Source organism: Bdellovibrio bacteriovorus, assembly GCF_001592745.1.
Lineage (GTDB): Bacteria > Bdellovibrionota > Bdellovibrionia > Bdellovibrionales > Bdellovibrionaceae > Bdellovibrio > Bdellovibrio bacteriovorus_B.
Genome location: NZ_LUKD01000001.1, coordinates 1,184,714 through 1,206,786, shown reverse-complemented (window position 1 = coordinate 1,206,786; position 22,073 = coordinate 1,184,714). Strand labels below are relative to the sequence as shown.

24 protein-coding genes are annotated in these 22,073 nt (G+C 44.5%); 12 read left to right on the top strand and 12 right to left on the bottom strand.

Features of this window, described 5'->3' with window-relative positions:
* Window positions 1–7: 7 nt before the first annotated feature.
* On the top strand, window positions 8–943 hold the full coding sequence (locus tag AZI87_RS05750) for an SDR family oxidoreductase (protein ID WP_063205428.1): 936 nt from the start codon (window positions 8–10) through the stop codon (window positions 941–943).
* Between the two features lie 31 nt (window positions 944–974).
* On the opposite strand, the gene AZI87_RS05745 is transcribed toward AZI87_RS05750, so the two are convergent.
* Together AZI87_RS05745 and AZI87_RS05740 are read right to left on the bottom strand one after the other, a co-directional pair.
* The gene (locus AZI87_RS05745) at window positions 975–1,337 is read right to left on the bottom strand and encodes a nuclear transport factor 2 family protein (protein ID WP_063205427.1); all 363 of its coding nucleotides are present in this window, start codon (window positions 1,335–1,337) and stop codon (window positions 975–977) included.
* Window positions 1,338–1,346: 9 nt separating this feature from the next.
* Entirely contained in the window at window positions 1,347–1,832 is a 486-nt protein-coding gene (locus AZI87_RS05740; RefSeq protein ID WP_063205426.1) for a CBS domain-containing protein, read from the bottom strand.
* A gap of 195 nt (window positions 1,833–2,027) precedes the next feature.
* On the opposite strand from AZI87_RS05740, the gene AZI87_RS05735 reads away from it, so the two are divergent.
* Window positions 2,028–2,534 carry an FBP domain-containing protein gene (locus AZI87_RS05735; protein ID WP_063205425.1) on the top strand — a complete coding sequence of 169 codons (507 nt, stop codon included), beginning with the start codon at window positions 2,028–2,030 and terminating at the stop codon, window positions 2,532–2,534.
* On the opposite strand, the gene AZI87_RS05730 is transcribed toward AZI87_RS05735, so the two are convergent.
* A complete protein-coding gene (locus tag AZI87_RS05730) occupies window positions 2,531–3,139 on the bottom strand; it encodes an HAD family hydrolase (protein ID WP_063205424.1) in 609 nt (202 codons plus the stop codon). The genes AZI87_RS05735 and AZI87_RS05730 overlap by 4 nt on opposite strands.
* Window positions 3,140–3,263: 124 nt before the next feature.
* On the opposite strand from AZI87_RS05730, the gene AZI87_RS05725 reads away from it, so the two are divergent.
* The 5 genes from AZI87_RS05725 (at window position 3,264) to AZI87_RS05705 (ending at window position 7,773) form a co-directional block, all read left to right on the top strand.
* Window positions 3,264–3,782, top strand: a complete 519-nt coding sequence (locus AZI87_RS05725) for an SRPBCC family protein (RefSeq protein ID WP_063205423.1) — start codon at window positions 3,264–3,266, stop codon at window positions 3,780–3,782.
* A gap of 14 nt (window positions 3,783–3,796) precedes the next feature.
* Window positions 3,797–5,152, top strand: coding sequence for an MBL fold metallo-hydrolase (locus tag AZI87_RS05720; protein WP_063205422.1), 1,356 nt, complete (start codon window positions 3,797–3,799; stop codon window positions 5,150–5,152).
* A gap of 107 nt (window positions 5,153–5,259) precedes the next feature.
* Window positions 5,260–6,492 (top strand): MFS transporter, encoded by a 1,233-nt coding sequence (locus AZI87_RS05715; RefSeq protein WP_063205421.1) that lies wholly within the window; start codon window positions 5,260–5,262, stop codon window positions 6,490–6,492.
* Window positions 6,479–7,060, top strand: coding sequence for a DUF2239 family protein (locus AZI87_RS05710; RefSeq protein WP_063205420.1), 582 nt, complete (start codon window positions 6,479–6,481; stop codon window positions 7,058–7,060). The genes AZI87_RS05715 and AZI87_RS05710 overlap by 14 nt, the downstream gene beginning before the upstream one ends.
* Before the next feature lie 110 nt (window positions 7,061–7,170).
* A complete protein-coding gene (locus tag AZI87_RS05705; protein WP_063205419.1) occupies window positions 7,171–7,773 on the top strand; it encodes a hypothetical protein in 603 nt (200 codons plus the stop codon).
* On the opposite strand, the gene AZI87_RS05700 is transcribed toward AZI87_RS05705, so the two are convergent.
* Complete coding sequence (locus AZI87_RS05700; protein ID WP_063205418.1) at window positions 7,770–8,687, bottom strand: LysR family transcriptional regulator; 918 nt, start codon at window positions 8,685–8,687, stop codon at window positions 7,770–7,772. The genes AZI87_RS05705 and AZI87_RS05700 overlap by 4 nt on opposite strands.
* 95 nt (window positions 8,688–8,782) lie before the next feature.
* Between AZI87_RS05700 and AZI87_RS05695 the strand changes: the two genes are divergently transcribed.
* A complete protein-coding gene (locus AZI87_RS05695) occupies window positions 8,783–9,715 on the top strand; it encodes an NAD(P)/FAD-dependent oxidoreductase (protein ID WP_063205417.1) in 933 nt (310 codons plus the stop codon).
* On the opposite strand, the gene AZI87_RS05690 is transcribed toward AZI87_RS05695, so the two are convergent.
* Both AZI87_RS05690 and AZI87_RS05685 read right to left on the bottom strand, forming a co-directional pair.
* Entirely contained in the window at window positions 9,712–11,079 is a 1,368-nt protein-coding gene (locus AZI87_RS05690; protein WP_063205416.1) for a UdgX family uracil-DNA binding protein, read from the bottom strand. The two genes, AZI87_RS05695 and AZI87_RS05690, sit on opposite strands and share 4 nt — an antisense overlap.
* Complete coding sequence (locus AZI87_RS05685; RefSeq protein WP_063205415.1) at window positions 11,076–12,347, bottom strand: putative DNA modification/repair radical SAM protein; 1,272 nt, start codon at window positions 12,345–12,347, stop codon at window positions 11,076–11,078. The genes AZI87_RS05690 and AZI87_RS05685 overlap by 4 nt, the downstream gene beginning before the upstream one ends.
* Before the next feature lie 133 nt (window positions 12,348–12,480).
* Between AZI87_RS05685 and AZI87_RS05680 the strand changes: the two genes are divergently transcribed.
* The gene (locus AZI87_RS05680; RefSeq protein WP_063205414.1) at window positions 12,481–12,840 is read left to right on the top strand and encodes a DUF1428 domain-containing protein; all 360 of its coding nucleotides are present in this window, start codon (window positions 12,481–12,483) and stop codon (window positions 12,838–12,840) included.
* 28 nt (window positions 12,841–12,868) lie between these two features.
* On the opposite strand, the gene AZI87_RS05675 is transcribed toward AZI87_RS05680, so the two are convergent.
* Entirely contained in the window at window positions 12,869–13,351 is a 483-nt protein-coding gene (locus AZI87_RS05675; protein ID WP_063205413.1) for a BON domain-containing protein, read from the bottom strand.
* Between the two features lie 105 nt (window positions 13,352–13,456).
* Window positions 13,457–15,001: a methyl-accepting chemotaxis protein gene (locus AZI87_RS05670; RefSeq protein WP_063205412.1), complete on the bottom strand. Its 1,545-nt coding sequence runs from the start codon at window positions 14,999–15,001 to the stop codon at window positions 13,457–13,459.
* Between the two features lie 250 nt (window positions 15,002–15,251).
* On the opposite strand from AZI87_RS05670, the gene AZI87_RS05665 reads away from it, so the two are divergent.
* Together AZI87_RS05665 and AZI87_RS05660 are read left to right on the top strand one after the other, a co-directional pair.
* A complete protein-coding gene (locus AZI87_RS05665) occupies window positions 15,252–15,797 on the top strand; it encodes a glutathione peroxidase (RefSeq protein ID WP_063205411.1) in 546 nt (181 codons plus the stop codon).
* A 247-nt stretch (window positions 15,798–16,044) separates the two neighbouring features.
* The gene (locus tag AZI87_RS05660; RefSeq protein ID WP_155722497.1) at window positions 16,045–17,778 is read left to right on the top strand and encodes a methyl-accepting chemotaxis protein; all 1,734 of its coding nucleotides are present in this window, start codon (window positions 16,045–16,047) and stop codon (window positions 17,776–17,778) included.
* Here the strand turns inward: AZI87_RS05660 and AZI87_RS05655 are convergent.
* From AZI87_RS05655 to AZI87_RS05645, 3 genes are all read right to left on the bottom strand, one after another.
* Window positions 17,775–19,106 carry an erythromycin esterase family protein gene (locus AZI87_RS05655; RefSeq protein WP_063205409.1) on the bottom strand — a complete coding sequence of 444 codons (1,332 nt, stop codon included), beginning with the start codon at window positions 19,104–19,106 and terminating at the stop codon, window positions 17,775–17,777. The genes AZI87_RS05660 and AZI87_RS05655 overlap by 4 nt on opposite strands.
* Window positions 19,107–19,182: 76 nt before the next feature.
* Complete coding sequence (locus AZI87_RS05650) at window positions 19,183–19,539, bottom strand: zinc ribbon domain-containing protein YjdM (protein WP_063205408.1); 357 nt, start codon at window positions 19,537–19,539, stop codon at window positions 19,183–19,185.
* A gap of 12 nt (window positions 19,540–19,551) precedes the next feature.
* Window positions 19,552–20,439, bottom strand: a complete 888-nt coding sequence (locus tag AZI87_RS05645; protein ID WP_063205407.1) for a LysR family transcriptional regulator — start codon at window positions 20,437–20,439, stop codon at window positions 19,552–19,554.
* A gap of 99 nt (window positions 20,440–20,538) precedes the next feature.
* On the opposite strand from AZI87_RS05645, the gene AZI87_RS05640 reads away from it, so the two are divergent.
* On the top strand, window positions 20,539–21,414 hold the full coding sequence (locus AZI87_RS05640) for an SDR family oxidoreductase (protein ID WP_063205406.1): 876 nt from the start codon (window positions 20,539–20,541) through the stop codon (window positions 21,412–21,414).
* On the opposite strand, the gene AZI87_RS05635 is transcribed toward AZI87_RS05640, so the two are convergent.
* On the bottom strand, window positions 21,407–22,030 hold the full coding sequence (locus AZI87_RS05635; RefSeq protein ID WP_063205405.1) for a TetR/AcrR family transcriptional regulator: 624 nt from the start codon (window positions 22,028–22,030) through the stop codon (window positions 21,407–21,409). The two genes, AZI87_RS05640 and AZI87_RS05635, sit on opposite strands and share 8 nt — an antisense overlap.
* Window positions 22,031–22,073: the final 43 nt, after the last annotated feature.

The following is a 22,073-nucleotide window of genomic DNA, read 5'->3' as shown; positions in this document are numbered from 1 at the left end:
GTTATCAATGAACACATCAAAACCTCTTAGGAATAAAATTGCCGTTGTCGCTGGTGCGACTCGTGGCGCGGGTCGCGGAATTGCAACGGCTTTGGGCGAGGCGGGCGCGACTGTGATCTGCACAGGCCGAACAACTCGGGCTGAAGGCTCGGCGCGTTCTGATTATAAAAGATCAGAAACTATCGAAGAAACCGCAGAGCTTGTAACAAGTTTAGGTGGTAACGGAATTGCCATTCCCACTGATCATTTGAATCAAGATGAAGTAAAAAATCTTGCCGACCGCATCTCTAAAGACTTTGGTGGCCTTGATATTCTGGTGAATGATATTTGGGGTGGCGAAGCCATGGTTGGTTCCCCGGATACCTGGAATAAACCTCTGTGGGAGCTTGATCTTAATCAAGGTCTTCGCATGTTGCGTTTAGCCGTAGATACTCACTTGATCACATCTTTTTTTCTGTCGCCGCTTTTACGCAAGCCCGGTGGACTTCTTGTGGAAGTTACGGACGGGACTTTAGAATACAACCTTAAGAATTACCGCATCTCTGTTTTTTACGATTTGGCGAAAGTTTCGATCAATCGCTTGGGGTTTTCTCAAGGTCATGAGCTTAAGCAGTTTGGCGCCACCGCAATGACGGTATCACCAGGTTGGTTACGATCTGAAATGATGCTTGAGCATTTCGGCGTGACTGAAGCGAACTGGAAAGACGCGAAGGCGCCTCCAGGATTTCTTTTATCTGAATCGCCAAGATTTGTTGGAAGATGTATTGCGGCGGTGGCCGCAGATTCAGAGCGCTCACGCTGGAATCAGCGTTCCGTCAATTCAGGACAGCTTGCCAAAGAATATGGAGTTCGCGACATCAATGGAACACAACCGGATGTCTGGTCTTACATGGATGCAGAAGAAAAGGGACTTCATCCCAACGTGGCAGACTTTTTAAAATAGTCGGAGTCGCCGTGGGCGACTCCGGTGAAAATTAGTGCACAGGGTTTTCAGAGTGATAGGCGCAGACCCATTTGCCATTTTCGCGCACCCAAGTTGATACATCGAGCATCTTCATTCCGCTCACTTCAATATTGTAAGTAAGCAAAGCCGCATCCTCGTTAAGTATAGTTAATTGGGGCTCGTTAATTTCGATATCTTTAAAGCGATCAGTGGAAGTCATCGCATTCATCATTTGGCGATACTGTTCTTCGTCGATACTACGCACGCCCTCTGGGCCTGTGACGATACAGGGAAACTTTGTTAAAGACACAGCCGCCTCGACGTCCTTCGTCTTCATTGCATCCCAATACTGATTTTCTAGATTCAATATCTCTTCTTTGTTCGGAGCATTCATAAAAACCTCCTAATGTTTCTGCCACTCATTATCGTGCTGCGTTTCTCCGATCTGAGTCAGATCGAAAAGAGCGCCCGTTAAAATTTCAATCATGTTCTTCGCGGTGATGACTCCCGTAAGGCGGCCTCGGCGGTCTAAAAGAGGCAAGCGAGTCACGCCCGAACGTTTCATTAAAGATATCATCGTAAAAACATCGTCTTCGGATCTAGCCGTGACTGGCGAGCGCGACATCACACGACTTACGCGCACACGATCCGGATTGGCACCATCGGCGATGCACATAGCTATATCCCGGTCGGTCAGAATTCCAAGAAGTGAGCCATGTCCATCTTCATGCATAACTAAAACATCACCGATTTGATATTCTTTCATGAGTTCAGCTGCTTCAGTGAGAGAGGCCTCCGGATCAATAGAGATGATTTCAGTTTTTTCCCATTCCAGATGGGGACGGTGGGTTCTTCGATCGGATTCGGGGGAAGTAAATTTTGCTTTCATAAAGTCATCCTTTCGCCCTTAAAGGGCACGATTCTATTTTAGATCACCTAGATACAGACGGTGACGCCTTTGACACATCTTTGGTAAACATCACTGGTTTGAAAGCTTTATTTGAGTCACTCTCTGAAAAGAAGCCCGACCTAGAAATTGAGTCTTTTGTTTTCGTAACATCTGACCTAAAATTAGCAAGAAGAGGTGAGTAAGGTGCTATCGCAAATTAATAACTTCCAAAAAGAACATGTGTTTTCTATCGCTTCTGAAGAGGAGCTGCTTCAGGCCTTTCGTAAACGCGATCAGAAAAAACTCGTTCTTCCTGAAAGTCTTAAGTATCCGCTAAATGTGAGTTCCTACTTTACGTGGAGAGAGCCCTCGGGCGTTTACACTTATCTTGTATTTAAAATGCCTAACTGGGATCTTCCACGTGGAGTCGCTTTCAAAAAGACTGCTGCGACGGGTGATCCGGTGGGAGGGCTTTGCAGTTGGTGCCATGCCTACGGCACCTCCGAAGATATTGGAATGCTAACGGTGAACATGAGCTCAGATGTCAGTAGCTCTTACTACATCTGCCAAGATTTGCGCTGTATTGAAAAAATTGAAGATGCCTCAAACTTATCTGGAAAAAGCCCTGAGAAAAATATCTCAGAGCTTTATCATAAAATCTCGAAGCTTTTTGAAAATATCAGCAGCTACAAGCCAGATTAGTATTTAACTAGGACGAGATTTTGAAACTCGTCCACTTTCAAACAATCCATCTGCGCATTACGAGCGGCTTCGATTCCTAAGTGCGCATCCTCAAAAACTAGGCATTCGGCAGGATCAATCCCCAGCTTTTCCGCGCCTAAAAGAAAGCAGTCTGGTGCCGGTTTTCCGTTTTGGTAATCTTCAGCGCAAATCAAATGCTCGAAGTATTGAGTAATCCCTAAATGCTTTAATGTTGTTTCAACGGGATGTCGACGGCTGCCGGTTACGATCGCCATCGGGAGTCTGCGATGATAGTGCTTGATCACATCCATGACAGCCTTGATTTCTTTAATTTCGTTGATTGCTGAAAAGTAGTGAACTTCTTTTTCTTTCAAGAAGACGTCTGCCGGGATCTGCACTTTGTGCATTTCATTAAGCATCTCGACAATTTTTCTTGTCGGGCGGCCCGCCCACGCCTGGTGTTGTTCTTTACTTAAAGTGAGATTGTAAGAAGCTAGGCCAATATTCCATGCCTTTAAGTGCGCACCCATGGTGTCAGCAACAGTGCCATCGAAATCAAATAAAAGGGCTTTGTGATCGCGGTCGGGAAAGAATGATTTTAACATAGACATCTATTTTGACATGGTCTTTGGATGCTTCCTAGTCTTGATCACAGAACGACTCACTTTTGCGCGTGACAGTTTTGTCTCGCGTAGACAGACTTTGTGTTAGGAAAATGAGAGGAGTTTTATGAAAACAGCCATGTATTTTCTTGTCGCCTTGGTCATTGTGCTACTGATCGCGCCTGTGTTGATGCCCGCCCAATACCAATTAGCTCGAAGCATCGAAATCAACGCCCCCCTTAATGCGGTTTACCCACGCCTCACTGACCTGAATGAATTTGTGAAATGGAATCCTTTCAGTGAAAGTGATCCCACTTCAAAAACAGAAGTGGTCGGAACGGGTGTTGGCTCTACGATGACCTATTCAGGTGAAAAATCAGGTGAAGGCAAGATGACCATTGTGAATGCCGTTCCGGATAAGTCAGTGGACCTGCGCATGGATTTTTACAAGCCTATGCCGGGTGAGGCTATGGCTCACTGGATTGTTGCCGCTTCCGGCGAGACCACAACGACGCTGACGTGGTCCTATGAACAAAACCTTCCCTACTTTAAACGCTACCTTGGGATCATGATGGATTTTATGATGAGCCCCATATTTGATAAAGGACTTCAGAATTTTAAAAGCTTGGTAGAGTCTGCAAAATAAAATATGATGCGCCCGTGTCTTTAAAAATCTCTCGAATTTTGCATGCAGGTTATATTTTTGAAACGGGCGCAGCTAAAATCGCGTTTGATCCTATTTTTGAAAATCCTTTCAGTCGTAACTGTCACGCGTATCCTTCTATTGAATTCGATTTAAAAGAAGTTTCTAAGCTAAAACTTTCGGCTATTTTTATTTCCCACTACCATGATGATCATTGTTCAATGGAAAGTCTGAATCTTTTAGATAAAGAGACGCCGCTTTACATGTTTTGCGTTCATGAAGAGATGTTTTCTTTGATTCGTGAGCTGGGATTTAGAAACGTCTTTTCTTTAAGCCTCAATGAAAGTGTACAAATCGGCGATATCGAAATCATTCCCCGTCGCGCTTTGGATCAGGACGTCGATTCTCTTTTTCAAATCAAGCATCAGGGTTTCAACATTCTAAATGTTGTTGATTCGTGGATCGATTATTCCACCTTGGACCTTTTAAAAAAAGAGGGCTCTTGGGACATGGTGCTTTGGCCTTTTCAAACAATGCGGGAACTGGATGTGATTGCGCCTTCTCGTGCGCCCGAAGTTTCACGAAGTCTTCCTCCAGAGTGGATCGAACAGATTAAAGAGCTTAATCCAAAGTACATTGTACCAAGCTCTTGCCAGTTCCAGCTTGAGCCCTGGTCTTGGTATAATCAGGCTTTCTTTCCCATTACTTATAAGCAGTTTCAAAAAGAAATTTCCGATGTTTTGCAAGACACAGAGACTGTTCGTTTAAATCCTGGCGTTTCGATTGAACTTTGTAAGAGTGGCATAAAACACTCTGAACCCTTGCGATGGATCAAGCCGATCGGTGAACAGAATGTCGATTATAAATTTGATCCTTCTCTAATCCCGCCACCGACAGCAGAGATTGCACGAAAATTTCCGAAACTTTCAGATACCGAAAAGCGGGTGGTGTTAGAGTATTGTCGAAAAGGTCTCATAGAGAAATTTGAATCTATGGATCCGCCTCAGGATGATTATTTTCTAAAAGCTCGCCGCTGGCGACTGACCCTTTTTGATCACGATGGTAAGGCTTTTGATTTTCATTATTTGTTAAAAGACTCAACGGCAGAAATCCTTGAGGAATCTTCTCAGATTCCAGTCGCTTGGGTGACAGAAGTTCCTTTATTTAAAGTGTATGCCGCCCTTGAGTTGGGCGAGTCACTGACATCTATGTATGTTCGTATTAATGACTTTCGTTTTACAGCAAAAATAGAAGAAGAAATTCAATATGCCGACATCGTTGAGGACCCCCTGATTCGATGTCTGTTCAATGATGTATTTGGGTCTTATCAGAAGGCGCAGATTCAAGAAATTCGACGTAGAAACAACCTGTGATATATCTATTGTTGGTGTAAGCTGTTGAAATAGCTAGATTTTTATTAAACGTATAATATTACCCGGATAATATTGCATTTTTATTTTATCCGGGTATAATTGATTTCATGGAAAAACGAATCGAGCCTTTCACGGGCTACCAAAAATTTGTTGTGGCCCTATTGGCCTTTCTTCAATTCACAATCATTTTAGACTTTATGATTGTTTCTCCTTTAGGTGCGGTCTTAATGCCGGCGCTGAAGATCACACCCGCACAATTTGGGATCGTGGTCTCAGGGTATGCCTTTAGTGCCGGAGTTTCCGGATTTCTAGCGGCGGGTTTTGCGGATCGTTTCGATCGTAAGAAATTGCTTTTATTTTTTTACACGGGCTTCGTTTTAGGAACCTTGATGTGTGGTCTTGTGAATACTTTTGAGTGGCTTGTTGCCGCCAGACTGATCACGGGAATCTTTGGGGGAGTGATTGGGTCGATCGTCTTTGCGATCATCACCGATTTATTTCCGATGGAAAAACGCGGTCGCGTAATGGGTTTTGTGCAAACAGCTTTTGCTGCTAGCCAAATCCTGGGTTTGCCAGCGGGACTTTATTTCTCAAATCTTTGGGGATGGAAAGCCCCGTTTATCATGCTAGTTGTTGTGAGTACGATCGCGGGCATCGGCATTTTCGCTTATCTTAAGCCCATTGATGAACACTTAAAAGTTCAAACAGAGCATAGCCCCGTCGCGCATTTAGTATCTACCGTCGCCACGCCTAAATACCTTATGGCCTTTGGCGCGACAGCACTTCTTTCGATCGGTGGCTTTATGCTGATGCCTTTTGGTACCGCGTTCACCGTGAACAATTTAGGAATTTCTCAAAATCAGCTTCCGATGATTTATCTGATTTCTGGTTTTGCCTCGATCCTCATTGGACCCCTGGTTGGAAGAGCGTGTGACACGTTTGGAAACTTCAAGGTCTTTCTGTTTGGAACGATTTTAGGAATCATTATGGTGGCGATTTATACTCATCTTGGAATTACGCCTTTGGGCCTTGTGATTTTGGTCAACGTCTTGATGTTCGTTGGAGTTTTCTCGCGCATGATTCCTTCACAGACTTTGATGTCAGGCATTCCTTCCGTATCCAATCGTGGAGCATTCATGTCGGTGGGATCTTCCATTCAGCAAGTGGCGGGAGGATGTGCTTCTGTGGTAGCCGGACTCATCGTTGTTGAAGGACCTCAAGGGGTTTTAGAACATTATGATGTTGTTGGTTACGTCGTGATTGCAAGCTCCCTTATAACTTTATTTATGATGTGGCTTATTGCGAAGTCATTGAAAGGAAACGTTTATGCAGCAAAGTAATTTGCAAACCTGCACAGCATTCAGCAGTTCACAAAGAATCGCGAGCGGTAGCATAAAAGATGTCGCTCTAAAAGTGAAAGAGCATTTAGAAGATCATCCCCAAGCAGCCATTCTGATCTTTGATAATCAAACAAGTCAGCAAGTGGAATTGGACTTGCGGGGAACGGTCGATGCCGTTCTTAAGCGTCTTGAAAAATCAGGCTTGATCAAAGAAGAAGAGCCGGCCAAAGGCGGTCCGGGCCGTCCTAAGTTGGGTGTCACTTCAAAAGAAGTCACACTTTTACCGCAACACTGGGACTGGTTGGCAAAACAACCGGGCGGAGCTTCGGTGACGTTGCGAAGACTTGTAGATGAGGCGAAAAAGAAAAACGCTGCAAAGGATTTGATCCGCCAATCTCAAGATGCCACCTATAAATTTATGACTGTGATGGCCGGGGATCTTCCAGACTATGAAGAAGCGCTTAGAGCTCTTTATGCGAAAGATGCAGAGAAGTTTAAAAAACTGATCTCGAAGTGGCCTGAAGATGTGCGGGCTCATATTAATATGCTAGCCGAGCCTAGCTTATAAGAAAATAAAGCAGGGGTCTTCTGCAGACCCCTGCTATTATGGCGAACTTGTAACGGAAACTGCGTCCGAAAAATTTGGCTTTAAAATCGGCCTGTGACATAACCCCGGGCATGACAAACAAAATCAAAAATCCCTCTGCATTGGTAGAAGCCGCTTTAAAACTTGATAACTATCTTTCTGAGATTGTTCGCTTAGGTGCGAAGATCGACGAGATGGAATTAAAATCAGATTTCGACTTTGAACAAGTTCAGCGATTGATGAATCGTTTCACTGAATGTGGTTTGGGTGTTTCTGATGAAGTTGTTCATCTTTCCACATCTCTCAATGAGGCTCGTGCCGAGGCGGAAAAAGCGGCTGCATTGGTCGCTGCAAAGGCTGAAATGTTGGAGGCTCGTCAAAATCAACACCAACAAAAGATGGAACAATTTCGTGCGCTCGGCGAAAAGGTTCGTGAGCTGACTTTGTCGTTGAATGACTTGAAACGTCCCGAGGGCGAAAAGGTTTCTGATGAAGAGCAAAGTAAAGTTGCCATGCGCCTAGCGGCGTTCCAATTACAGCTTGAGCCACTTATTGATGAAGCTCGAACTTTAAAAAAAGAGGCACAAGTTTCTAGATTGAAAACACTCGAACAAGGTGCAGATTCCTTGGAGCAAAGCTTAACGGCGATTGGTCGTCGTATTCACGCGTTTAACTCTGAATTTACATCTCACTAAAGTCTCATCACGTCCATAAGACATTCTGGTTTCCCGTTAGAAAGCGCATGATTTTCAACGACGAAGCTTAAGAATGTCTTTAAGGATGCATTCGTATTTTCATTTTCCCAAAACACGCTGACCGGCAGATAAAGTTTTTTAATCGGTACGAATCGAGTTTCTGCAGGAGCAAAATTTTGAGTCGCGGCGATCGTCAAAGATACGCCCTTTCCCGTAGCGACAAGCAACGGGCAGATTTCGTGATCTTTCTTTACATAAGTTAGCGGTTTAATGCCAGCTTGAACAAACAAGTAAGAGATCGTTTCGTAAAAATCTTTGTTGTCCTTTTTCGGATGAAGAATGATTGTTTCATCGCTGAGCTCTTTAAGTTCGATTTCTTTTCTTTTGCTCAATGGGTGATTCTTCGGAAGCAGAACCCCCAGGTTTTCATCCTGGACTGAATGAAACTGGAAGTTTTCATCCCTCAGGCTGCCCTCTAAAAATCCGACATCAAATCGGCCGCTTTTAAGACCTTTAACAATCGCAGCGCGGGTTTCTTGTTGAAGCTCAATTTTAATTTTCGGGAATCTATCCTGAAACTCGCGGATAATTTTAGGAAGATTTGCCAAAAATCCCGTGGAGGAAAAGGCGATGCTGATTTTTCCGGTTTTCATTTTCCCTAAAGCTCTAATCTCGGATTCCAGCCCTTGCGCACGCGAAAGGATTTCCTTTCCTTCTTTCAAAAGAAAGACACCGGCCCCCGTGAGCTTCACTTGGCGTGTGGTCCTTTCAAACAAAGCTGTCCCTAATTCATCTTCAAATGAAGCAATAAGGCGGGTGAGCGGAGGTTGGGACATTCCCAGTATTTCAGCGCTCTTACGAAAATTCAGTTCTTCGGCAACTACGACAAAGGCCTTAAGCTTAGATAGATCCATTACCTATTGATACCAAAAAAGTATCAATAATTCAACCGCATTAGCAATTATCGTTTCACACTGAATCTATTAGGATGAAATGGTATGGAGGACGCATGAATAAACTTATGGATGTGCTTATAATTGGTGGTGGACCCGCGGGTTTAAGTGCGGCGATGTCTTTAGGAAGAATCGGGCGGACAGCTTTGGTATGTGACGATGCGCGACCTCGCAATGAGGCCTCAGAACATCTTAATAACTTTCCAACACAAGACGGGATTCATCCGGCGACGTGGAGAAAAGAAGCCCGACGCGATCTCGAAAAATATAAAACTATCCAATTTTTTTCAGGCTCGGTCGCTTCGGTCGAAAAACACACGAACTTTTTTCGCGCCCGACTTTCTTCCGGAGAGGTGACGGATTTCCGAAAAGTGATTCTTGCCTATGGTATTCAAGATCGCCTCCCTGCAATTCCCGGGTTAAAAGAATTATGGGGAAAAGCTGTTTTTCATTGCCCTTATTGTCATGGCTTTGAAGTGCGAAATCATAAGTTGGGACTCGTGGGAAATGGCAAATTTCTTGCGCATGGTATACCGATGTTTTCAGCGCTTTCTAAGGATGTGGTGGTATTCACAAACGGTCCTGCCGATTTTCCAGAAGAACTGAAGCTTCAGATGAAGAAGAACAGCATCGAGATCGTTGAAAAGAAGATCAAGAAGTTGCTTTTTGAGGGAACGCGTCTGCAAGGCCTTGAGTTTGAAGACGGTACGGTGAAAGAGCGAGACGCTTTATTTGCGACTCCACTTCTTCCGTTTCAAATGAAGTCAGATATTGGTCAATCTCTGGGATGCGAAAAAAACGACATGGGACTTTATCAAGTCAACGAAATGAAACAGACTTCGGTCCCAGGTGTTTTTGCAGCGGGAGATAATATGACGATGATGCAGTCCGTACTTCAAGCCGCAGCAAGTGGCTCCATGGCGGGAGCCGGAGCGGTGTTTGAGCTTGTGAACGAAGATTTTTTGAAGGGAAATTCTTATGAGATTTAAGTTTGGCTTAAGTGATGTGCCTTTTTTAAGTCTTCTACAAGGTCCTTCATTTTTTGCTCGCGGTCGTCGTCATTGAATGCGCGAAGAATCGCAGATGGATGCCATGAGATCGTAAGGCTTTTTGCAAAGGCACTAGAGGTATTTACTTTATTTCTTTCAGATTGAATTTGCACAAGGCGGCCGTAAAGAGCCGTACCCGCCGTCACTCCTAAGGCTAGAATAACTTTGGGTTTAACCAAAGCGATTTCAGACTCAAGCCATGGTTTGCAGGCGTGCATTTCAGCTCCGGAGGCTTTTTTATGAATACGCGCTTTGCTTTCTGTTCCTTGTGTCCATTTAAAATGTTTTACGGCGTTTGTCACATAGATGGATTCTCGGTCGATACCTGCTAATGCCAGTGCTTGTGATAAAATCTGTCCCGCTGGGCCGATGAAGACTTTACCAGCAAGATCCTCTTCATCACCCGGCTGCTCACCCACGATCATCAGATCAGCCTGTAACGGTCCTTCACCGAATACAGTGTGATTGGCGTGTTGAGCAATAGGACAAGCTTTGCAAGAAAGAGCGGCTGTACGAAGTTCTTCCCAAGAACTTGTCTTTGGTACTTCCGCTTTAAAGCGCGGAGCCTCGGCCATGTCTTGCAATCGTTTAGGTGTGTTGCGTATCAACTCGTGAATAATTTCGGTCTCTGGAAGGCTGGACCAATACTTTGGCGACATTTCGGCCTTCATCATTTTAATTTTTAAGCGAGCGGGATTAAAAATAGACCGGTAATAAGTTTTCCAAACTTCGTCGAAGGGGTCTTCATGGTCAAACTCGTTTTGCGGCATGCCTTCAGAAAAAGACAAGTTTTGTAAATTCCAGTGAGCGGATCCGTCAGGTGTAAAAATAGACCAAGGCTTATCTCCGAAGCGTCGAACAAAAAACGGAGTAGCCAAGGGAAGAATCAAGTGCTCGGGTTTATGCCAAGCAACGTAAGTTTCGACGCCGTCAATGTCTGCTTTTTTAAATCGAACAAAGGCGTGCATTTTGTGAATATCGTGGCGAACCGATTTCGCAAGTAGTTTTGCTTTATGCACATCCTCATCCACAACAATGTTTAGAAGATTCTGATTTTCATGATTCAATCGGAAGAGCAGTCGATACAGCAAGGCCCATCTTTCAGGATCGCGCGCGCAGGCCACAGCCTCGGCGAGTTCCATAAACTCCTTAGGAACTTTTGGATGAGGGACCGGAGCAAATAAAGCCGTTTCTTCAAAACTAAAAAGAGAAGGGGATTCATCCCAGTAAGTTTGATTCGGTGGAACACCTTTTATCAAAAGATCACGGGCTTTTAATCGCCACGATTCAAAAGTTAAGCTCATAGCTCGCCCGTTTTTGCTGTCACGGCTAAGTCAAAAAGTGAAAGCTGGTTCGAACTCGGTGCCACGGACTCTTTCAAGTGTTGTGAGTCTAGCAACATCACATCGGGGTTGTGATCTGAGGTGATAACAAAATAACGAGCTCTTTTTAAAGGAACGCGCAGTTTGGCGAGATCCATCAAAGTGATCTTTCGAAAGGGCCGCATCTGAAGAATTCTTTCGACGTTGCGTACACCAAATCCCGGAACTCGCAAGAGCTGTTCTCGAGAAGCCGTGTTCACGTTCACCGGAAAATACTCTCGATGTTTCAGAGCCCAGGCTGTTTTAGGGTCCATGTCCAAAGCAAGATTTGGATCCTCAGCACTTGTTAATTCTGAAGCGTCGAATTTATAAAACCTTAAAAGCCAGTCGGCTTGGTAAAGTCTATTTTCGCGTATTAGTGGCGGCTGCTCTGTCGGAAGCAGAACATCGGCGTGAGGAATCGGACTATAAGCAGAGTAATAGACCCGTCGTAAGGAATATTTCTTATACAAATTTTGCGAAGACTGCAGAATTAACGAATCCGAACTGGGAGTTGCTCCCACTATCATCTGCGTTGTCTGTCCCGCCGGAGCAAAACGAGGAGCACGGAAAGTTTTCTTTTGCTCCTCTTTTGTCTCTTTCACTTTTTCTGCGATCTGATCCATGGAAGTCGTAGCGGATTCAATTGTTTTAGCAGGAGCTAAAAGATCCAAATCCGGCTGCGCGGGCATTTCAATATTTGCACTGACTCTATCAGCCCATAAGCCGGCTTCTTCAATAAGCTCTTGTGAAGCACCAGCGACAACTTTTAAGTGGATGTATCCTTGAAAGCGATGAACTTGTCGCAAAGTTTTTGCCACTAAAATTAATTTTTCCATTGTCGAGTCTGAGCTTTCAACAATACCTGAACTGAGGAAAAGTCCTTCAATGTAATTACGACGATAGAACTCAAGTGTCAGAGTGACGATTTCTTCGGGACTGAACTTGGCTCTTTTAACGTCGCTTGATACGCGGTTGACGCAATATTTGCAGTCGAAGATGCAAAAGTTCGTCATCAGAATTTTTAAAAGGCTGATACATCGGCCATCCGGAGCATAACTATGACAAATTCCCATGCCTTCAACATTTCCCATCCCTTTGGGATCTCTTTTGCGTTGCGATCCGCTGCTTGAACAGGACGCATCGTACTTCGCGGCATCAGCTAAAACAGAAAGCTTCGATTTTAATAAGTTCCAGTCGGGAAGAGCCATTGATTTACATATTATTTACATATACGAAAAAAGCAATAGTTTGGTCCAAAAATGAGGAAGTTTTTTAATTTCTTTGGCTTTTTAGTCCAGAAAATCCATCATGAACTAAACCAAATTTCATAAAGGAGTTCTCATGGCTTACGTAGATGGCTTTGTGATTGCGATTAAAAAATCGAAGCTTAAAAAGTACCAGCAGATGTCTAAGAAAGCTTCCAAAGTATGGATGAAATACGGTGCTCTAGAATATATTGAAACCGTGGGTGATGATTTGAAAGTAAAAGGAGTGATGCCATTTACGAAACTTGCAAAAACAAAATCCGGCGAAACCGTAGTGTTTTCTTGGATTGTTTATAAATCAAAAGCTCATCGCAATGCCGTTAATAAAAAAGTAATGGCGGATCCTTTTATGACATCTTTCGACCCCAAAGACAGCCCGTTTGAAATGCATAAAATGGCGTACGGGGGATTTAAAACCATCGTTTCTGTTAAATAGTAAAAAGGGGAGAGTATCCCCTTTTGTTTTAGCTTAAACTGCGTGCGATGCGACGGCGGTCGCGATCTCTTTCGGGAACATCTAGATAGTTTTCAACGTCTTCAACTCCAGGCAGTCCGTCTATGATTTCTTGAGCAAGTCGGCGAACTCGACGAGTTTCAACGGTCCCATCTAAAAAAACAATTCCGTCGCGCACAGACACTTCAATTTCGCTCGCATCAATATCGGGATGTCGGGACAAAACTTCACACACATCTTCATAGATACGTTCATCGGTGCGGCGGTAATTTTTAGGACCCACTCCAGAATAGTCTCGTTCGCGACGGGCAAGGTCCCGATTGCTCTCTCCGGGAATGTAACGAACATTGGGGTTCATAGAACGATCCCACTCGTAAGATTCAGCCTCGGAATAGCTGTAACCTGAAGAAGGATTATGAATGGCATTTGTTCTTAATCCATAGTCGACGCTATCAGATGTGAAATGACGATATCGTGGATTTGTGTCTTTCATGAAAAAGCCTCCCTGCTCTGTAAATTCTGAAATAGGAATCCGATTTTACAGAGCAAAAAGAAGAGGCAACGCGAAACTACACCTTGCTGTTAATTCCCAGAGCGATTAGCCCGCAGAATTTAGCGGAAGCAAATCTTCACTGTGTGAAGTCGGTGGTCTAGTGGATCCCATTTTCACCGGCACTTTCGACGGCAACTTGCTGACAGGCATTTCCTCTGGGGTTTCGGATTTGCCTTTAACAACTTGGACAAGTGTTGAAATCACATTCTTTAAGCTGTCTGCTTGTGCTGAAAGTTCTTCTGCGGAGGCAGCGGCCTCTTCAGACGATGCGGCATTAACTTGCGTCACTTGATCTAACTGATTCATGGCTTTGCTGATCTGGGCAATTCCATTGGATTGTTCAGTGCTGGCAGCGGAAATCTCTTGATTGAGTTGGGCCACTTTCGTGATCGCACTCAATATCTCAGTTAGGACAGCGCTGCTTTTCTCTACTTGCTCACTGCCATGTTCGATGCGGCCCACGCTAGACTTAATGAGTTCCGCGATGTCTTTAGCGGCAATCGAACTGCGCTGGGCGAGGGTTCGAACAGCCTCGGCGACCACCGCAAAACCTTTGCCTTGTTCTCCGGCGCGTGCCGCCTCTACGGCCGCATTTAAGGCCAAAAGATTTGTTTGGAAGGCTATGTCGTCGATCACATTGATAATGTCCGAGATCTTTTTAGAATCTTGGGAAATCTCTCCCATGGAAGAGATTAATGAACCCATTTCTTTTTCGCCTCGAGAAACGATATTGCTGGCTTGACTCGAAAGCAAAGACGCTTGGCCGGCATTTTCAGCGTTGACCTTGACCATTGATGAAAGCTCTTCAATGGTCGCGACGGTTTCTTCCAGGGAAGAAGCCTGTTCTGTGGTAGCTTCCGAAAGTTCGACAGAGGCGGAGGCAATTTGTTGGGACGCTGCTGATACGTGATTCGACGAAGCAGAAAGATTTCCGATGATTTGGTTAATCGATTTTGATAGCGAACGCAAAATTAATCCACCAATAGATAGACCAAGAAGGATTGTCCCGATACTTGCGGTCAGCATCAAAACTTTGGCTGATTCATAATCTTTTTCTGCCTGTATGGCTTCCTTAGACATCCGCTCTTCATTTCTTTGTACGTTGCCATTAATGATCGACTCGCTTGTTTGACGAATTTCGTGACCCACGGACTGGCTTTGATGTAAAGCCTTGGTCTTATCGCCGGAGGCTACGAAGGCTTTGACCTCTTGCGTGTTTTTCCACCATTCCTGATAAGCGGCTTTAAACTTGGCAGCCTCTTCCTTGCCAATCTCCGTAGATACAGCGTGCAGATCGTCGACACGCTTTAAGATCTCGTCATGGCGAGTTTCCATGAGAGCATCGATCTTTTTCATTTTTTCCGGGTCGGTTTCTAGAATGTAGTTTCTTTCATTCATCAGTTGGAGATAAAAAGTGGAGCGAATATCTTTGACGATAGAGACTCGCGCAGACTTTTCATTCACAATGGAATGAAGAGTGTCGTTGATTTTTCTCATACGGCTCAGGCCGATGGCGGCGATCACAATAGATCCCGCAATCAAGATTCCCATAACGAAGTACATTTTAAAACTCAGACTGGTGTTTTTCATTTCCCCATCTCCGTGGAGTTGTTGCCACTGTTCGTGTTGTGGCGGTGGTTGGCGAATAGTTCGGGAGGAATTTCAAAATGCTGCAAACAAAAAAAATTAACTGGGCGGAATGCACCCTGGGTGGATGCTGCGTTTAAAAATAAATTCTTATTTGCACCTTTATGATCGGAGTGAGAGTCTGATCGCCGTAATAAATCCTGTCGAAGGTCGACAAGAATTTGAAGTACTTTCAGTTACGAGGGAGTTCGCTATGAGTACCAGTTTTTATACGTTTACGATGAAAAACATCCGTGGTGAAAACACACCTTTGGAAAACTTCAAAGGAAAAGTGGCGTTGGTGGTGAACGTGGCCTCTGAGTGCGGCCTGACGCCGCAGTATGAAGGTTTGGAAAAGATTTATGAAAAGTATCAAGAGAAGGGATTCGCAGTTTTAGGATTCCCCGCAAATGAGTTTGGCGCGCAAGAGCCCGGTAGTAACGCCGAAATTCAAAACTTCTCCCTAAGCAAATTTGGTATTAAATTTCCCATGTTTGAAAAAATCGTGGTGAAAGGTGATGGTCAACATCCTCTTTATCGCTTTCTGATTGAAAAGAAGCCTGTGGCTACTTTGAAAGAAGGCGTGAACTTTGAACAGCAGCTTAAAGAGTACGGCATCGTCCGCGAAAAGAAAGAAGATATCCTTTGGAATTTCGAAAAATTCCTTATTGGCCGTGATGGAGAAGTGATTGCTCGCTTCTCTCCGGATATCACTCCAGAAGATCCCATTATTATTCAGGCTATCGAAGCCGCTCTTTAGGCGTTTTGATGGCGCTGATTCAAGAATTCTATGGATCAGCGCCCCCTGTACGGGCCAAAACACTGGCCCAAAGCCCTTGCGTCTGTTCCTTCGTTGACGGCCTCCTTTGTTTATTTCCACAATAAAAACATGAGACGGTTCTCATAGAATAGATAGGTACGTTTTTGTGGAAAAGATCCCTTTAAAGTGGCGCTTAATAATTAATATTTTTATCTTCACACTTCCCATAGTTGTGTTGACGGTCTTGATGTACAGATCTGAAAGTGTCAACGTCGACTTTTCTTTGAAAGAATATGAGGGGAACGAATTGCAGAAGTCTTACGAGGCTTTGTGGCAAGAGCTCGTTCATCTGCAGCTGGGAACTACGGACAAGTCTCCGGAGGATTCATTGCAAAGGTTAGAAGCGCAATATCATCTTCGCGAAGAGCTCTTACAGTTTTCAGATGCAGAGCTTGCAAAAAGAAAACGTGAAATCGCGAGCTTTCAAGAGCTTTCATCTTTGATTAAAGAGAAAAAATGGAGTGAGGCTATTTCTTCTGTGAAAACAGCGATCACACATTTGGGTGACACTTCCAACTTAATCCTGGATCCCGATTTAGACAGTTACTACATGATGGATATTTCTTTATTGGCACTACCGCAAATGCAGGATCGTCTTGCTAGTATCACCGGAAACTTAGATGCCCTTTATGTCAACGGAAGCGATGTTGATCGTCGTATTCAAGCGGCTCTCTACGCCACACAGCTAGAGGAATCGGATCTAAACCGCATCATTGCCGACAGCCAAACGGCAATCAATGAAGACCCGAACTTTTATGGAACTTCTTCGTCTTTACAAGAAAGAATACCGGCTGAAGTCTCTATACTGTCAAACAGTGTTAAGGACGTGATTGAAAAATTAAGAGCGCTCTCGCGAGGCGAAAGCGTTGAAAGAACCGCTCTATTTCAAAGTGGGATGAAGGCCATTGATCAAAGCTTCGCCTCATGGACCGTTGCAAATGCCGAACTGGAAGTACTTTTGAAAGTCAGAATCCAGACATTGCAAGACGGGCGAGCAAAGTCTTTGATTTATTCAGGCCTTGCGCTATTAGTGACGATTCTGATTTCCATTTATATTGGAAACACAATTGGCCAAAGCCTGACCTCGATTTTGAAATCGATCACACGATTAAAACAGTCCGCCGACACATCTCAAGAAGTCAGCGCCGTATTGCAGAATGCTTCTCAGAGCGTTCATCAAAAGGTGACCGAACAAGCCGCCACAATTGAAGAGACCGCCGCGTCCATCGAAGAAATTAATGGCATGCTCAAGGTCAGCACAGAAAGTTCGCAACAAGCGGCGGCCGTCGCCACAAACGCGAACGCATCCGCCGTTAACGGTCAGGCCGAGATTATGGCAGTGCTTAATTCGATGAAAGATATCGCTATGAGTTCTAAAAAGATCGTTGAAACAATCACGGTCATTGATGATATCGCATTTCAAACAAATCTTTTAGCTTTGAACGCTTCAGTCGAAGCCGCCCGAGCCGGTGAACAAGGAAAAGGTTTTGCTGTTGTCGCAGATGCCGTTCGTTCCTTGGCGCAGAAGAGTGCGACTTCGGCTAAAGAGATCAATTCTTTGCTTAAAGAGAATGTCTCTTTAGTCGATTCAAGTCAGGCGCGGGCTGATCAGGCGGCAAAACTTCTTCACGACATTGTTTCTTCTGTGCAAAAAGTGACCGCCCTAAATACAGAAATTGCGGGAGCTACAAAAGAACAAGCTGTCGGCTTGATCCATATTTCAAAGCTTATTAGTGCTTTCGAAAAAGCCACCAACGAAAATAAAGACAGCATGAAAGAAGTGTCTGATGCTTCTGACGAGGTCTTTGCACAGGTTCATCTATTAAATGAAATTATAACTCAACTTGAAATGGATGTTCGCGGTCGCTCTGCGGTCTTGCAAAAATCAAGTTCGCCCTCTCAGATTTTAGCAGAAGCTTAAGTTCCACGGGGCCACGTCTCTGGAATCTCGTCCCTTTTAAAATCTTGTTTAAGAGGGGTGAGAGCCGTCGTTTTATCTATAAAAACAAAGGCATCATAACGCTTTGACAAAGAAGAAGGCACGTAGTTCCCGAAGCGTTCATGTTCGGGATCATAGACGACACCAATCGCTCGGTGACCGTAAGTTTCAGATAAAATTTCACTGTTATTCAAGCAAATGTAAAATGAATCTTCGCGAAGGTGTTTTGAGGCCTCATGAAAGTAGGCTTCGTAGCTCTGTTCCCTTCCGGGCGGCACTTTCATGACTTCAATCGGTCCATCCCAGGCATGAGAGGCGATGACTTCGCCTTGATATGTTCCGAATCCAACAAGCGCGACCTCTTCAGCACCCCATTGTTCGCGGGCCAGTCCACCGATATTCACTTGTCCTTCCTGCAGCATGGGTGTGGCGCGGTAATCACCGATGTGAGTGTTATGCGCCCAAACGATGGCTTTTGAGTTTTCTCCATGACGGTTTAGAAGAATATCTAGTGTTTCAATCATGTGACGATCCCGGACATTCCAGGAGTCTTCTTCCCCTTGAATCATGGCACGATAATATTTTTCGGCATTTTTCACGATGCGCGCATTTTGACGAGCGTCGAAATACTTTTCAGAATGACGGGTCATCTTATCCAGTCGCACATTAAGAAGATCGGTTAAGGCTTTTAAGACTTGTTTCTCGCAGCCCTCCGGAAATTGAATCAGCGATCTGGCGTAAGTTCTTTCATCTCTTTGATACGGATCGAAACATGCGTACTGAGTTTGGATATGGTGAGCCAAATCAGGATCAATGCTGTTGAGCTGTTTAATAATTTCATCAATGGATTCAAATAGTGAATACACATCCAGTCCGAAGAATCCCACTTTCTGTTTTTCTTTCTTATTATAATCCTTAAGCCAGTGAGCCAATCGTACGATCTCGGTATTTGCCCACATCCAGGTCGGCCATCTTTGGAAACTCTTCAAAGCATCTTCGGGGGCTTTCGTGCGAGTGCCGCCTTGGACAAAGCGATTGAGCTCCGCGCTGGGAGGCCAATCCCCCTCGACTGCGATAAAGCTGAATCCGTGGTGTTGAATAAGCTCTTGAGAAAGAAGGCGCCGCCATTTGTAGAATTCTTCTGTGCCGTGGCTGGATTCTCCCAGCATAACGATCTTTTTATCGGCGATATTTTTAATGAGTTTTTCTAAATCCCGATTATCCTTCAGAGGTACGGCGTTCTTTTCAATTTCTTGAAGAATGCGAGAGGAACCCGGGACTTGTGACGTGTATTGTGATGACTGATTCATGGCCCGATATCATCATAGACAACGGCGGGCCGAGAAAATAAATAAGCAGATTTGGTGAAGAATCAAAGAATGGTTTTTAGGCCTTCTTTACAAATTCGGACTTCAAATTGATCGCGCCGATACCATCAATCTTACAAGCGATATTATGTCCATCAGCACTGTCAACGAGGCGGATATTTTTAGCCTTTGAACCCACTTTTACAACCAATGAAGAGCCCTTCACTTTCAGATCCTTGATAACAGTGATGGAGTCCCCATCGTTAAGGACGTTGCCATTAGCATCGCGAATACTTGTGTCTTCGACTTTTTCCGCCGTGCCTTCAGCGGCGGCAAACGAACTCCATTCGTGACCGCACTCTGGACAAATCCAAAGATTTCCATCGGCATAAATATTTTCAGAATTGCATTGAGGACAGTGAGTTTGATTTTCCATTCTTGCAACCTATCATAGATCTTTGCGCTCTGCACGGGTTTGCAAAGCGTGTTCAATGAAAGTTTGGACCTTTAAAGAAACAAAGCGTTGAGGAGGATAGACGAAGTAAAAGTTCGCGGCACCCCATCTCCATCCCGGTAGGACGCGCACGATTTTACCCGCCTTTTCTTCCTTATCCGCCAATGTGCCTGGAAGAGTACCAATGCCATCTCCACCCAACACAAAAGCCTTCATTGTTTCCATGTCGTCGACGAAAATTCGGCTGGGCATAACGAGCTTTTCAGAGTCTTTGTCGCTCATAGCTTTGAACAGCCGGGGGCTAGAAGAAAACTTAATGAATTGGTGTTTCTTAAGATCTTTCACGGCTTTTGGTATGCCGTTCTTTTTTAAATAAGCCGGAGAGGCCCACAGTCCCAATTCATCATTATAAAACTTCTTCGCTATCAGAGTAGAGTCCTCCAAACTGCCGGTACGGATTGCGAGGTCTATTCCCTCGCCGATAAGATCCACTACGCGAGTTGTAAGAATAAGCTCCACCTGCATTTGGGGATATTTTTTCAAATAACCGCGAATAAGATCCGGCATCAATGAGTGCCCAAGATCCGCGACCGTGGTGATTTTTAAAAGTCCTTGAGGTTCCGCCTTAATCGCAGTGAGTTCACTTTCGCCCGCTTCTACTTCCTCCAAAGCTTTTACGCATCTAGAGAAAAACTTGCTACCGGCCTGAGTCAGATTGAGTTTGCGGGTGGTGCGCTGAAGTAAAGTGACTCCCAGTCGCCGCTCTAAGTGGGCTACTTTTCCACTGACAGTCGTTGTCGGCATATTTAATAACTTCGCCGCTGCGGTGAAGCTTCCTGCTTGAACTACTTTTACAAAAACGTCTATTCCATCTAAGTTCATTCCCTCATTATACGGATATCCGCATAATATTTCCAGATTTTACTGTCTAATCGCGCCCGCGAAGATAGTTCATACTTAAGGTGTCAAAAGGAGATAAATATGAACTCAGGAAAACTTATTCTTACAGGCGCTTCCGGAAATTTAGGTCAATTAACTTTAAAAGCTCTTTTAAAGCGGGTGCCAGGAAATCGCATCATCGTCACTACACGAACACCTGATAAATTGAAGGATCTGGTCCAACAAGGGGTGGATGTGCGTTTTGCAGACTTTGATGATGTGAACTCGCTAGAGTCGGCTTTTAAAGGCGGGTCCCGCTTATTATTGATTAGTACAGATCGTATTGGAGATCGCATCAAGGCTCACAAAAATGCAGTCAATGCAGCCAAGAAAGCCGGTGTGAAGCATATTCTTTATACATCTCTTCCTCAGGCAGAAATCAGTCCTTCCGTGGTAGCTCCAGATCATTACGCGACAGAAGTAGCGATTAAAGAAAGTGGACTGACCTACACGTTCCTTCGCAACAATCTGTATATGGATAACCTGCTAATGTCTTTAAAAAGTGCGGTGGCGATGGGTACTTTATACGGCTCTGCCGGCGCCGGTAAAATCGCTTACGTCAGTCGTGCAGATTGTGCCGAAGCCGCAGCGGGGGCATTGGCGGAAGAGATCTATGAAAATAAAATCATCGATATCACAGGTTCCGAAGCTGTTAGTTATGAGGATCTTGTGAAACTTTTGAGCGAGGTCTTAGGTAAAACGATTCGTTATCAAGATCTTTCAGATTCAGAATTTGCAGGAGCTCTTATCAAATCCGGACTTCCAGAAGCTTGGGCGCAAGTTTTTATGACCTTTGATGCTTCCGCAAGAAAGGGAAGTCTTCAATCCGTGACGACAGCAGTGAAAGATTTTGCGCACAAAGAGCCTGTTCTTTTAAGACAGTTTCTAAGTGAAAATCGCGCGGCCCTGCTTAATTAGAAATAGTTTGAAAGTATCTTTTTAAGGAATCAAATAAGGCGTCAAAGGCTTTCGGATCATGAAGGCCTTTGAGCATTCCGTAAAAGCCTTCATGAGTCATCACCACGAAATGAGCGACGTGACGAGTGTTGACGTCATTTTTCAGATAGCCTTCCTTCTTAGCTCTTTTGATATGAACTTCCATCTCGTCAATCCACAGAGTGAGCGAAGCCTCTAAGCGGTCTCGAAAGCCGGTGTCGATCGGCGCCATTTCTTGGACCAAATTGTTCAAAGGGCAGCCCAGTCGCAGTTCTTCAGGAGAAGCTTTGCCGATCAATGTCTTCATTTGTTTTAGAATTCCCTCTAGAGGATTTTCAAATCCTTCTAGTGGTTTAATCCATCTGTCGATGATCATAGGCTTAATAACCTCATCAACCAGTGCGTAACCCAGTTCTAACTTCGTGGGAAACTGATGATAAAAAGCACCTTTGGTTAGTGAGGTCTGGTTAACAATGTCATCGATGCTGACACCCTGAAACCCGCGGGCGAAAACCAATGGAAAAGCGGCCTCCAGGATCTCTTTTCGAGATTTCTCAAGATTTCGTGTCTTTTTTGGGGCCGCGGTCTTCTTTTTCATAAAGAAAAGTCTAACAAAGTTCGATACTATTTACAACATACTA